Origin of the sequence: Alteromonas sp. ALT199 (assembly GCF_018619335.1) — a bacterium.
GTDB lineage: Bacteria > Pseudomonadota > Gammaproteobacteria > Enterobacterales > Alteromonadaceae > Alteromonas.
The window spans coordinates 1-13,724 of record NZ_JAHHDX010000083.1; the positions used below are offsets into that span (position 1 = coordinate 1).

A 13,724-nucleotide genomic window follows, 5' to 3' on the forward strand; every position below is an offset into this window, starting at 1 on the left:
GGGTTATATATTAATTAGATAATAAAAAACGGTATTTATAGATGTAATGTCAGCCGGCGATGAAGAAGCAATAATAAAACAATACCAGCCGCTTATTCGTGCTTTAATTCCTTACGAACAACAAAATAAATTGTTGGAGGGGATTAACAAGTTTTCGAAGCGTTTGCCTAGTAGTGTTCGAAAAGTAGTAAAGGAAGAGGTTGTTCGGTTAACCTCACTAACTGATGCTCCCGCTGATAATTCTTCTTTTGCTCAATTTCCCGTCATGAAATTTAAACACTTCGGTGTGCAAATGCGTCTTGATAAGGTTGGGGCGCAGATCCTCAAAAACGAAACATCACTGTATCAAGATAGATATACCGTTGGTGTGTTTGAGTCTGTAATGAACTCAGACTTCTACCAAAACCAAATTAAAAAAGAACAATTTAAAAAAATTGTTGATGCATTTAATGTCGAGAGCCAGTCGTTTACCGATATCGATTTTGGCGATGACATTGCTATTCGTCCGAATTTTACTATTTCTTCTCCTGATTTTGAAAAAGGACGGCATTGCTCCGTAAGCTCAATGTCGCACAAGGGTATAGCGCTTGAGACGAAAAGGCCTCCCAATGCATCTACCGGCGATATTATTACGTTTACTTTTCCCGAAGTAAAAGGGCTTACCAAAGAGCCCACTGAAATTACACTTGAACTCGAGTCGGTGAAATACAACAAGCACTTAGGGAAGTACGAGACGTCGTTCGTTTTTCAAAGTGACGTAGATAAAGGCTTTTTAGCAACGCTTAAACACTATGTATCGGTAACTGCATATAAGCAACCGCTGCAGCGAGATTTAGAAATTGAGCGCGCCATGCAGGAACTCGAGCGCGATCGTATACTTGAAAATAGCCCATGGCTTCCCGTATTTCTTGCGCCAGAAAAAAAATCACTCAAACCAATAATTGCGCTTTTCACTAAAGCCAATGTTGAACACAATGACGCTGAAAAGTTATTGGCTAGCTTACAAGATAAACCCATATTCGCTACATTAGCTGACGAACTTCAAAAATATAGTGAAGCTTATGTATTTCACGGCAATATTAAAACCAAAAACGGTAACGTACAGATAACTGCAACGCATAGACAACTTCTCGCACTTAAACAACTTAATGCGTTGGTGTATTTACTTGCGAAAAGCGGCGACTTTATCTGTACCCACTGTCGACTAGATAGTGTAACGCGTGAAGATAAACAAAAAGCCTTCGCTATTCACGATATTGCTAGTAAAGAGTTTGAACAACTGGCACAGGTCTCCCATGTTCTTTACTGTAAAAACGTCTCTGCTTACCTTACTAACCTCACACTTTCGGCCAAATGCGACTTTAAACCTTTGTCAAAAACACTCAGGGCTAGCGGCGACAATTGGCGAATAGATTATGTCATGGAAGAGGATTTAGATAGACGTAGTGAAACCCGCTACGTAATCGATAAACCCGCTTCTATTAAAGTAGGTTTGCTTACATCACTTGATGCACGCGTAGCTGATTTAAGTGCCAGCGGCATGAAGCTGAAGGTTGCACCACATAGTGACCTGCAAAAAGAAATACGCGTTTCCGTACCTGAATTAAAAATAAAGGGTGAAAAGTATAAGGTGGTACATTATCAAGCCGAAACCGGCGTGGTACGGCTAAATCTTGTTGAAGAAACACGAAAAGCAAAAGTTGCCTCTAGCGTAGGCCATATGGTTGAAGAGAATACTGCGTATTTCAAAGTAAGAGACATTGCTCGCACTCAGCGCTTAACACATCGTTATATTTGGGAGCTAGCCGTTAGACATATGCCGTCATTGTCTGTCCTTTGCGTGATGAATAGGTTCACACTAGACAGGCTTAAAACTGTGTATCAAAGCGATGTATCTGACGACCTTTACCCATTTTCACGAACGCAAAATATTATTCCGCTTCATGGTTTTTTCGCAGACAAAGGCCAAGCTAAGCCTAAGTCTCAAATCTTAGAAGCGATGTTCAAAGAAACGTCTGAACAAGCGTTAGTGGTCCATTGCGTGAGAAAAAGCGACAGCCGTTTGGTATACATTAAAGAACGAGACTTCTTGTTCTCTAAGCTGCGTACACAAATTAAAACTCAGTTAGATGAAGAAAAAATTCAGCTTAGTGCAACTGACATTACTGCAATACGCTGTCACGGCGCAATAACGCCATTAACCAAAAAGCGACTAGCGCAACTTTCTAAGCTAGACAAAGCCATGTATGACAAACTCGAAACCATGCAAGCAGGGTACACGCACTGTATTTTCATTACCAATATGTCGGCTCTTCACCACGACCTAGTGGTTGAAAACCTAATTGCAAAACCACAGCGTCATGACTTAGAAGACGGGGGCGCTGCTTAAAACTATTTCTCACACGCTTTTTGTGTTATCTCTTTTCGCATTTTGCTATTCTTGTAAATAAATCAATAAAAAAGGGTTGAGTGTTGAAAGGGATCCTAACTTTTCTCATCATTTTAGTACTGCTTGCCATCGCATTTGTGATCGGTTCTCAAAATGAAGCGCAAGTCACTGTAAATTATTTAATTGCTCAGGCGAATCTTCGCTTATCAACATTAATAGCGATAACACTGTCTATTGGCGTGGGTATCGGTATTTTAATCATGTTAATGAGCTGGCTTAAATTACGCGTTCAGTTAATGTCTGCGCAATCTAAAATACAGAGTTTGGAACAAAACGACTAATGCTCGAACTGCTGTTTCTTCTTTTACCTGTTGCGGCGGGGTACGGTTGGATAATGGGCCGTAATAGCGTCCGTCAAGCGCAGCGAAAACAGTCAAGTATCCTATCTAAACATTATTATAAAGGCCTGAACTTTCTTCTTTCAGACCAGCCAGATAAGGCCGTAGATACGCTAATCAAAATGATTAATGTAAATAGCGATACGGTTGAAACCCATATTGCGATGGGCAGCTTTTTCCGTCATCGCGGTGAAATAGACCGTGCAATTAAAGTCCATCAAAACTTGGTCAGTCGAGATGAGCTTCAACCCGCTCAACGTGAAAATGCGCTAAGAGAGCTTGGCCACGACTATACGCAAGCAGGCTTTCTAGAACGTGCAGAAAACGCATTTCTTCAACTTTTAAACAGTGAAAAACACTACCTGGTTGCTCAGCAACAGCTGTTTAGCATCTATCAAACCACAAAAGAATGGGAAAGAGCGATAGAATTGGCGGAGCGCATGGTGCAGTGTCATGGTGATAATGACGATTTGTGCGAGCGTTTGGCCCACTTCTATTGTGAACAAGCATCCGTTGAGCTAAAAAACGAGAGTCAGGGGGCGGCACTTACGCTGTTACAGAAAGCAGTTAATGCTGACGAGCATGCTGTAAGACCGTGGCTTATGTTGGGTGATATTGCGCTCAATCAAAAACGCTTTACAGATGCTAACGCATATTTTACCCAAGTGGCCGAACGTGATATCAATTGGTTCAGTGAAGCTGTGCCTAGCCTTGAAAAAATTGCTGAAGAAACCGATGACTGGGAAAGCTTTCAGAAAAACTTAGAAGCACACTGGCAAGAGTGCGCCACATCTTACCTGGCTATGGTTGATGTTCTAATGAAGCGCGGTGAGACAGTACAAGCTGCCGAATACTTACTAGAGCAGCTTCGCAAACGTCCGACTATGCGCGGTTTTAAAACGCTTATGGGGCTTTATATTGACCAGCTTTCAGATAAAACCACCGCTGATAGCCTGCGCTTACTTAAAGAATTAGTAGAAAAGCAAATGTTACAGCGCCCGAAATACCGCTGTGGCAGCTGTGGCTTTTCTGGTCGAAAATTATATTGGCTGTGCCCAAGCTGTAAAAAGTGGGGCGTAGTAAAACCTATCAAAGGGCTAGACGGAGAATAAAAGAACATGCATGACCCACGCGTTATTGTTGCATTAGACTATGACAATAAAGACACGGCATTGGCGTTTGTTGATAAATTAGATTCAAGCTTGTGCAAGCTAAAAGTGGGCAAGGAGATGTTCACCTTATTCGGGCCGGAGTTCGTTAGAGCGCTTATCGCTAAAGGCTTTGATGTTTTCCTAGATCTAAAATTTCACGATATCCCAAACACAGTGGCAAAAGCATGCAAAGCGGCGGCAGAACTTGGCGTTTGGATGGTAAACGTGCATGCGTCGGGCGGTCTACCTATGATGCAAGCGGCGAAAGAAGCCATTGCAACAAGTAGTAACCCTGAAACTAAGCTTATAGCGGTTACCGTACTTACCAGCATGGATGAGATGCAACTTGCTGATGTGGTAAGCGGCGTAACTCCAGAGCAACAAGTCTTGCGCTTAGCGGCTTTAACACAGAAAGCAGGGTTAGACGGCATCGTCTGTTCAGCGCAGGAAGCCAGCGCTTTGCGTGAAAAATATAGTGACGATTTTCTGTTAGTTACACCAGGTATTCGCCCAGTAGGCGCAGATGCGGGTGATCAAAAACGTGTTATGACACCACCTGATGCAATGAAAGCGGGCGTGAGTTATTTAGTTATGGGGCGACCTATCACAAAAGCAGAAGACCCTATCGCCGTGTTAAAAGCCGTAAACGCCTCAATTAACGACTAAAACCCTTTAGCAGCATAGCTATCATTATGAAAGAGAATATGTGATAGAACAGTAACACTGAGGCTAAGAAAGTAACTTTCCCTAGCTGGAGCTGTATCAAGAACAAAAAGCTCGGATGTGAACGTCACATACCGAGCTTTTTTCATTCAATGAGGTAAACGGCTTACACCCTCTACCTAAATTTATTCGCTTTTAAGCGCTACTTCAGCTGGCGTATAGGTTAAGCCTAGCTCTTCACCAAGTGCATCAACAACCGCTTTATAGGTTACTTTACCTTCGTGAACGTTCAAGCCATTGAGCAAGTGCTTGTCTTCTAACATAGCTTTTGCTGGGCCTTTGTTTGCTAAAGCCAGACCAAATGGCAAGGTCGCATTGTTAAGCGCCATTGTAGAGGTACGCGCTACGCCACCAGGCATGTTTGCAACACAGTAGTGAACCACATCGTCAACAATGTAAACAGGGTCTTGATGAGTAGTGGCTTTAGAAGTTTCAAAACAGCCACCTTGGTCAATAGCAACGTCAACCAAAACAGAGCCAGGCTTCATTGCTTTGATTTGTTCGCGTGTTAGTAGCTTAGGTGCGGCAGCTCCTGGAATAAGTACTGCACCAACAACGAGATCCGCTTTAGAAGAATAGTGCTCGATAGCATCAACCGTTGAGTAAACCGTTTTAACTTGGCCATTAAAGATATCGTCTAGCTGGCGAAGACGCGGAAGTGAACGGTCTAGTATGGTTACATCAGCGCCTAAGCCTAGTGCCATCTTAGCGGCGTTAGTACCGACAACACCACCACCGATAACCAATACTTTACCTGGTGCTACGCCTGGCACGCCGCCAAGAAGTGTTCCGCTGCCGCCATGTGCTTTTTCTAAGTAGTGCGCACCAGCTTGTACAGACATACGGCCCGCTACTTCACTCATTGGAGCAAGGAGTGGAAGACCAGCGCGATCGTCAGTTACGGTTTCGTACGCAATACACGTTGCGCCCGACTCAATAAGTAGTTTAGTTTGCGTTGGATCTGGCGCTAAATGAAGATAGGTGTAAAGCGTTTGGCCTTTGCGCAGCATTTTACATTCATTTGGCTGAGGCTCTTTTACTTTTACAATCATTTCTGCTTCAGCAAACACTTGCTCAGCAGTAGGCGCAATAGCTGCGCCTGCTTCTACATACATTTCGTCAGTGAAACCAATAGCATCACCTGCGTAAGTTTCAACAAGAACGCTGTGACCATTGCTAACAAATTCTTTTACAGCGGCTGGCGTCAAGCCAACACGATATTCATGGTTCTTAATCTCTTTTGGTACACCAACTAACATGTATAGTCCTCAATAATATTGTGAGCTTCTATGTGGCTCTGGTTGAACTTTTTATGTTTATGTTCAGCCATTACTGTTCATAAACATATTTGGCGAGTATACGTCATAAAAAAACGAACTAGCTGCTGAATAACTTGCTTTTGTGGCATATAATTCTACTCAAATGCGATTTATAAATATTTTATATGCTGGTAAAGACCCCCAAACACCTTGACCGAATAGACAGGAATATACTGGTGCAACTGCAAAAAAACGGTCGTATATCGAACGTCGAGCTTGCTAAAGAAGTAGGCTTAAGCCCTAGTCCTTGCCTTGAGAGAGTCAAGAGACTAGAGGCGCAGGGCTACATCAAAGGGTATCACGCTATTGTAGACCCAGAAAAGCTTGGTGCTGCAATGCTTGTGTTCGTAGAAATTACATTAACTAAAACATCGGTGGATATCTTCGCAGAATTTTCTGCTGCAGTTAAATTGCATGACGATATACAAGAATGTCACTTAGTCTCTGGGGATTTCGATTTTCTTTTAAAAGCGAGAGTTGCTGATATGGGTAGTTATAGAAAACTACTTGGCGATACCTTACTACGCTTGCCTGGGGTCAGCGAGTCACGTACTTACGTTGTAATGGAAGAAGTGAAAAGTACATCATCACTGCGCATTAATTTGAAGTAATGAAAGCGTGGCTCAGCAGTGTGTTTTTGTGGTAGGCTGTGCAAAAATACAGTGTTTGTGTGCAACATAAGGAATGTTGAATTACGCAGCATGGGGTAGGAGAGGATTCTAGTTATTTCAACACTATGTTCAGCAACTTACCAAAAATTAAACAAATAATAATTATGTAGGGATTGCAAAGAGTTCGCTAAGCTCTTTGTTGCGATTAGCGTAAAGATAGTGTGTAGACAAGTTCAAATAGTCTATGAAACTACATGCGATAGAAATTGAAGGTTTTTAGGGTTATGGCGCGATTAACAGGAGTTCAGCGAGTGTGGGAAGCAGGCATGATTATCGCCTGTGTTTTCGCCTTCTTCTTATTGCTGGCACTAGTATCTTTTCATCCAGGGGACCCCGGTTGGAGTCAGGCTGGTTTACAGCTAGACATACACAACTGGGTTGGAGCTACGGGGGCTTGGGTTGCAGACCTATTGCTTTTTTCATTTGGCTTCCTTGCTTATTTACTACCGTTCGGCTCTGCATTTTTGGGCTGGTTCTTATTTCAACACATAAAAGAACTAGACGAATTTGACTATCTCACTATCGGGTTGCGGATTATTGGTGGGTTGTTAATGGCCCTGGGCGCCACGGGGATCGCCAGTATAAACTTCGATGATATTTACAACTTCTCAGCCGGCGGCTTTGTTGGTGATGTAATTAGTTCAGCACTTATTCCGTACTTTAATACTGCTGGGACTATCTTATTGTTGCTTTGCTTTTTTTGTACAGGTTTTACCTTACTTACTGGCATTAGCTGGCTTACTATTATCGACAGATTAGGTGAAGGCACATTGTGGGTAGGGAGAAAAACCTTATCTGCACCCCAAAGTTTACTAGCCCTTGAAATGCCGCGATTGGCGCTAGCTAACAAATCGTCCGATCATGATGATACCACCAGCGGCGAACTCGATATAACTAGCATGCGCGCTGAACCACCGGCTTCAACAACGCAGGCTAAAGAACAGCCAACTCAGAGAGCGGCGCCGCTTCGCAACGAGCCTACATTTGGTATAGACGAATTAGACGATGAACCACCGTTATATACCTATGACGGGGCTGATTCTGTTCAAGCTGCGCCTAAATCTCATCACAATGATACTTCCAGTGCAGAAACCCCAATGGTTGATAGTGAGCCTGAAACCAAAAAGTCGGCGTTTTCACTGTCGGGCATGCGCGATGCGGTTACCGGTAGCTTTAAAGATAAAGTTGGATTAGATAAACCGAGCCAAAAAGATTCAGTTCAGTCACAAGATGAATACCATCAAGCAGAACAAAATGGTCAGGTCCAACAGAGCCCGCATATCAATTTTGACGAATTAGAAGAATTTGACGAAGACTTGCCTTACGAAACAGGGAGTAAGCCTATGTCTTCGACAAATAATAGTACGACCTCTGTTGTAGAGAATGAACCGCTTACGGAAACTTCACATTCGCAAAGTGGTCAAAATCAGGGGGCTAATCTAGGTGCCACTCAAACATTCACGCCTGCGGCAGTAGGCGCCAAACCAGTAAAAGCGAAGGTAGGGGAAATAGACCCAGACTTACCACCTATGCCGTCGTTTGATTTACTTGAACGCGCTGACAAGCACGAAAACCCACTAACACCAGAAGAAATTGAAGGCATTTCTCGCTTGGTAGAAGAAAAGCTGGCTGACTTCAATATAGAAGCTACTGTAGTGGGCGTCTACCCAGGGCCCGTTATTACGCGCTTTGAACTTGATTTAGCCCCTGGTGTTAAAGTTAGTAAAATTACCGGTTTGTCGAAAGACTTGGCTCGTGCAATGTCAGCTATTTCCGTGCGCGTAGTTGAAGTAATTCCTGGTAAATCAGTCATTGGACTTGAACTACCTAACAAGAAGCGTGAAATGGTACGTTTAAGCGAAGTTATTAGCTGCGATACATTTCAGTCTAATAAATCGCCGCTTACAATGGTATTAGGTGCTGATATATCGGGCCAACCTGTGGTCGTTGATTTAGCGAAAATGCCACACCTTTTGGTGGCTGGTACTACCGGATCTGGTAAATCTGTGGGTGTTAACGTTATGATATTGAGCTTGCTTTATAAAAGCACGCCTGAAGACGTTCGTATGATCATGATTGACCCCAAAATGCTAGAACTTTCAGTGTATGAAGGCATTCCGCATTTGCTTTCTGAGGTAGTGACCGACATGAAAGAAGCGGCAAACGCGCTTCGCTGGTGTGTGGGAGAAATGGAACGCCGCTATCGTCTAATGAGCGCCCTTGGTGTGCGTAATTTAAAAGGCTATAACACAAAAGTTGAAGAAGCCATTGCTAATGGCACGCCAATTAAAGATCCACTCTGGAAGAATGAAGAGAGTATGGACGCTGAAGCGCCAGACTTAGCAAAACTTCCAGCTATTGTTGTGGTAGTGGACGAATTCGCCGACATGATGATGATTGTGGGCAAAAAAGTTGAAGAGCTTATTGCACGTATCGCACAGAAGGCCCGTGCAGCAGGTATTCACCTTATTCTTGCTACTCAGCGTCCATCGGTAGATGTTATTACCGGTTTGATTAAAGCTAACATTCCAACCCGTTGTGCATTCCAAGTTTCTAGTAAAATAGACTCAAGAACCATTCTAGACCAACAAGGTGCAGAAACTTTGTTAGGGATGGGTGACATGCTTTATCTGCCTCCTGGTAGCCCTGTGCCAACCCGTGTTCACGGTGCATTTGTGGATGATCACGAAGTACATGCAGTAGTGGCTGACTGGCAGAAGCGCGGTGAGCCAGAATATATTGATGAAATTTTAAATGGTGAAGCATCGGCTGAAGTTTTACTTCCAGGTGAGCAGCCCGAGGGCGAAGACCAAGAATTCGATGCATTTTACGACGAAGCCGTAGCGTTTGTTACCGAAACTCGCCGCGCGAGTGTCTCAAGCGTGCAGCGTAAATTTAGAATTGGTTACAACCGCGCAGCGCGCTTAGTTGAACAAATGGAAATGAGTGGTGTCGTAAGTGCACAGGGGCATAACGGAAACCGTGAGGTTCTTGCACCGCCGCCCCACAAAGAATAACGAATGGATTGAATAAATGATTAGAGCAGTTTCAGTTTATTTTATAAGCGCACTAACGACTGTCGGCATAGCAGTTGATTCTGCTGACGCTGCGGTAGTTCTTGATGCTACTAACAGTGAAAGTGTTACATATGGACGTGCAGAAGTTATTGATGTTCGCGAAAGCAAACAAACAAATGCATCGTTAAAAGATAGCCAGTTATCAAACGTTACTCACGACACCAATGACTCTGTGAGCTCCTCGCTGCAGGTGCTGTTAAGCGATATGAAGCAGTTCCGTGCAGGGTTCGACCAAACAGTCGTAGACGCTCAGCAAAACGTGGTGCACGAGGCTCAAGGCACGCTTACTATGACTCGTCCCAACAAATTGCGCTGGGAAACTACATTTCCTGACGAAACCCTTTTGGTGGCTGATGGTGAAGCGGTGTGGAATGTAGATACATTCGTAGAACAGGTAACCGTGCTATCACAAGCCAATGCGATTAGAGATAATCCTATTGTTTTGCTTACATCTATCGATGAGGCAACATGGTCGAAGTTTTCTATTAACCAATTGCATAGCGCTTCATCGGCAGCTGAAATTGAAAACAATGCGACAAACAACGCCAATAGCGATAGCGTTCAAAAAAGTTATCAAATTACACCAAAGGAAGAAGGTGGCCAAATTGTCACGCTCACTTTAACCTTTAATCAAGAGAATGAACTGGCTTCGCTTAATATGCTTGATGCTCAGCAGCAAATAAGCACCTTGGTATTCAAAGATATTGAAACCCGCTTTCCTATACCTGCTGATACATTTTCAGTTGATATTCCTAATAGCTTCATAGTTGATGACCAGCGTTAATCCAGACTTCGCGCCATTAGCGGCGCGCATGCGCCCGGTTAGTATAGAGCAGTACAGTGGTCAGGAGCACTTGCTTGGAGAGGGTAAGCCACTTCGTAAAATGTTAGAAGCGGGCCATTGCCATTCTATGATTTTGTGGGGGCCGCCCGGCACAGGCAAAACGACTCTTGCCGAACTCATTGCTCAGTACACCAATGCATCTGTGCTACGTATTTCAGCGGTTACCTCTGGGGTAAAAGACATCAGAGCCGCCATGGATACGGCTGAAGAAAACGCCCGCTATAACCAGCGAACGTTGCTGTTTGTTGATGAAGTCCACAGGTTCAATAAAAGCCAGCAAGATGCCTTTCTCCCATTTGTAGAGTCTGGCGTAGTGACTTTTATTGGCGCTACGACTGAAAATCCCTCATTTGAATTAAATAAAGCCCTGTTATCTCGTGTACGTGTTTATGTGTTAAAGACACTAGAACAAGAAGCACTGTCTGAATTAATTGATAGAGCGCTGAGCGATAGCGAAAAAGGCCTTGGCGACAGGGCACTTGGTATTGATGAAACAGCCAGAAACGCCCTTATTGATTTAAGCGGTGGTGATGCCCGACGTCTCCTAACCTATTTAGAGTTAGCTGCCGACTTTACAAGCGCTAACGAGATCACCGTTAACGATGTTGAGCATGCGGTAGGCGAGAAAGTTGCCAGTTACGACAATAAAGGCGATACCTTCTACGACCTAATATCAGCTTTCCACAAATCAGTAAGAGGCTCAGACCCAGACGCCGCCCTATACTGGTATGCAAGAATTCTCGATGGCGGCGGAGACGCGCTATACGTGGGAAGACGGCTTCTTGCTATTGCATCAGAAGACATTGGCAATGCGGACCCAAGAGCTATGCAGTTATGCATAAACGCATGGGATACCTTTCACAGGGTGGGACCTGCGGAGGGCGAGCGTGCTATTGCACAAGCCGCCGTTTACTGTGCCTTAGCTGCAAAAAGTAATGCGGTTTACATGGCGTTTAATGAAGCAAAAGCGTTAGCACGAAAGACTTCTGATGCACCAGTTCCTATGCACCTACGCAATGCGCCTACGTCACTTATGAAAGAATTGGGTCATGGAGACGGTTATCGCTATGCACACAACGAGCCGAATGCCTTCGCAGCTGGCGAATCGTACTTACCAGAAAGCCTCACAGGAATTCGCTTGTACAACCCTAACGAGCGCGGTTTAGAAAAAGCATTAAAAGCAAAGCGTGAATTTCTCGATTCACTTAATGCGAGAAGTAACAATAAAAGGTAAAGTTGCACACGTGTACCTTAACGAATTCAAAGAACATCGATAAGTTTGTAAAAGACGCGCTAGGGAGTTATTCGTGCCTCAAGGGTTAGCTTTGTATTGTTTTATTGCCGCAGGCGGGGCGACTGGCGCCTGTTTACGCTATTTTATTACCACAAGTGTTGATTCCTTATTTGGAAAACACATGCCGTTTGGTACACTAACGGTAAATGTGGTTGGGTCGTTTGCACTCGCATTACTGTACGGTTTTATTGAACGCCATGATTTGAGCGACTCTCCATACCGTGCGCTTATCGGTGTAGGGCTATTAGGTGCCTTTACTACATTCTCAACTTTTTCCGTTGAAACCTTAACTTTATTAGAAAACGGGTTGTGGCTTAAAGCCGCAGCAAATGTATTTCTTAACGTTGGCGCTTGTTTAATAGCAGGCTGGCTAGCCATTCAATTAATGAAAGGATAAATAGAAACACATGTTAGATCCAAAGTGTTTGCGAAGCGATATAGAACAAACAGCTAAGCGATTAGCTGCCCGCGGTTTTAACCTCGATGTAGCAGCTTTCAGTTCGCTTGAAGAAAAAAGAAAAACACTTCAGTCCAGAACACAGGATCTGCAAAACGAGCGTAATGTACGAAGTAAATCCATTGGTAAAGCCAAGGCACAGGGTGAAGATATCGCACCACTTTTGGCTGAAGTGGGCAAACTTGGTGACGAGCTTGATGCCGCTAAAGCAGAGCTTAGCGAACTGTTAGATGAAATAAATACCCTTACGCAAGGCATTCCTAACTTGCCACATGAGTCTGTACCAGAAGGGAAAGATGAAGACGACAACGTGGAAATTTTCCGTTGGGGTGAGCCGCGAACGTTCGATTTTGAAGTAAAAGATCACGTAGATGTTGCCGAAGGCTTAAACAATGGCCTTGATTTCGCTATGGCCAGCAAGCTGACAGGAAGCCGCTTTGTTGTAATGCGAGGTGATATTGCTCGATTAAATCGTGCCTTAGCTCAGTTTATGCTAGATACCCACACCCAAGAACATGGCTATCAAGAAATGTATGTGCCTTATTTGGTTAATGCCGACAGTTTATATGGCACAGGCCAGTTGCCTAAGTTTGGTGAGGATTTGTTTCATACTAAGCCAGCAACCGAAGAAGGACAGGGGCTAAGCCTTATTCCAACGGCAGAAGTACCGCTAACAAACTTCGCCCGCGATGAAATCTTAGATGCGAAGACATTGCCTGTGAAAATGACAGCACATACACCGTGCTTCCGTTCAGAAGCGGGTTCGTATGGTCGTGATACCCGTGGTCTTATTCGTCAGCATCAATTCGACAAAGTAGAACTTGTTCAACTAGTAAAGCCACAAGATAGCTTTGACGCACTAGAAGCGCTGACAGGTCACGCAGAAGTTATTTTGCAAAAGTTAGAGCTACCTTACCGCAAAGTGTTGCTATGTACGGGCGACATGGGCTTTGGCGCATGCAAGACCTACGATCTTGAAGTGTGGCTACCGGCGCAGGATACTTACCGTGAAATCTCTTCATGTTCAAACATGTTTGACTTTCAAGCAAGACGCATGCAGGCAAGATTCCGTAACCCTGAAACGAATAAAACTGAACTGCTTCATACATTGAACGGTTCTGGTTTGGCGGTAGGGCGCACGCTTGTAGCTATTCTGGAGAATAATCAGCAAGCGGACGGTAGCGTAACCATTCCAAAGGCACTCGTGCCTTACATGGCTGGTCAAGAAGTGATTGAGGCATCAACAAAAGGTTAAATTTTAAGCGGGTGTGATTCGCTCGAAGCCTTACGTTTGTTATTCTTATCATATTAGAAATCCGGCACCTAGAGTAGGTGCCGGATTTTTTCATATACAAGCCTGTATAATAATCCATACGATTGTTAGGTAACCGTTAATTAACT

General features: G+C 44.0%; 11 protein-coding genes. 10 read left to right on the top strand and 1 reads right to left on the bottom strand.

Annotated elements, in window-relative coordinates:
* The first annotated feature begins 46 nt into the window (after nt 1–46).
* The 4 genes from KL866_RS08170 (at nt 47) to pyrF (ending at nt 4,604) form a co-directional block, all read left to right on the top strand.
* The gene (locus tag KL866_RS08170) at nt 47–2,389 is read left to right on the top strand and encodes a PilZ domain-containing protein (protein ID WP_214994534.1); all 2,343 of its coding nucleotides are present in this window, start codon (nt 47–49) and stop codon (nt 2,387–2,389) included.
* Nucleotides 2,390–2,469: 80 nt separating this feature from the next.
* A complete protein-coding gene (locus KL866_RS08175) occupies nt 2,470–2,730 on the top strand; it encodes a lipopolysaccharide assembly protein LapA domain-containing protein (RefSeq protein ID WP_311236133.1) in 261 nt (86 codons plus the stop codon).
* On the top strand, nt 2,730–3,899 hold the full coding sequence (gene lapB, locus KL866_RS08180) for a lipopolysaccharide assembly protein LapB (RefSeq protein WP_025255369.1): 1,170 nt from the start codon (nt 2,730–2,732) through the stop codon (nt 3,897–3,899). Before KL866_RS08175 ends, lapB begins: the two co-directional genes overlap by 1 nt.
* Nucleotides 3,900–3,905: 6 nt before the next feature.
* On the top strand, nt 3,906–4,604 hold the full coding sequence (pyrF, locus tag KL866_RS08185; RefSeq protein WP_214994538.1) for an orotidine-5'-phosphate decarboxylase: 699 nt from the start codon (nt 3,906–3,908) through the stop codon (nt 4,602–4,604).
* A 182-nt stretch (nt 4,605–4,786) separates the two neighbouring features.
* On the opposite strand, the gene ald is transcribed toward pyrF, so the two are convergent.
* Complete coding sequence (gene ald, locus KL866_RS08190; RefSeq protein ID WP_025255367.1) at nt 4,787–5,920, bottom strand: alanine dehydrogenase; 1,134 nt, start codon at nt 5,918–5,920, stop codon at nt 4,787–4,789.
* A gap of 185 nt (nt 5,921–6,105) precedes the next feature.
* Between ald and lrp the strand changes: the two genes are divergently transcribed.
* The 6 genes from lrp (at nt 6,106) to serS (ending at nt 13,578) form a co-directional block, all read left to right on the top strand.
* Nucleotides 6,106–6,591: a leucine-responsive transcriptional regulator Lrp gene (gene lrp, locus KL866_RS08195; protein WP_025255366.1), complete on the top strand. Its 486-nt coding sequence runs from the start codon at nt 6,106–6,108 to the stop codon at nt 6,589–6,591.
* A gap of 284 nt (nt 6,592–6,875) precedes the next feature.
* On the top strand, nt 6,876–9,668 hold the full coding sequence (locus KL866_RS20565) for a DNA translocase FtsK (RefSeq protein WP_025255365.1): 2,793 nt from the start codon (nt 6,876–6,878) through the stop codon (nt 9,666–9,668).
* Nucleotides 9,669–9,684: 16 nt separating this feature from the next.
* Nucleotides 9,685–10,512, top strand: coding sequence for an outer membrane lipoprotein chaperone LolA (gene lolA, locus KL866_RS08205; protein WP_214994544.1), 828 nt, complete (start codon nt 9,685–9,687; stop codon nt 10,510–10,512).
* The gene (locus tag KL866_RS08210; protein ID WP_214994546.1) at nt 10,499–11,806 is read left to right on the top strand and encodes a replication-associated recombination protein A; all 1,308 of its coding nucleotides are present in this window, start codon (nt 10,499–10,501) and stop codon (nt 11,804–11,806) included. The genes lolA and KL866_RS08210 overlap by 14 nt, the downstream gene beginning before the upstream one ends.
* Nucleotides 11,807–11,879: 73 nt before the next feature.
* Nucleotides 11,880–12,263, top strand: a complete 384-nt coding sequence (gene crcB, locus KL866_RS08215) for a fluoride efflux transporter CrcB (protein WP_025255362.1) — start codon at nt 11,880–11,882, stop codon at nt 12,261–12,263.
* 10 nt (nt 12,264–12,273) lie between these two features.
* Nucleotides 12,274–13,578: a serine--tRNA ligase gene (serS, locus tag KL866_RS08220; protein WP_214994548.1), complete on the top strand. Its 1,305-nt coding sequence runs from the start codon at nt 12,274–12,276 to the stop codon at nt 13,576–13,578.
* Nucleotides 13,579–13,724: the final 146 nt, after the last annotated feature.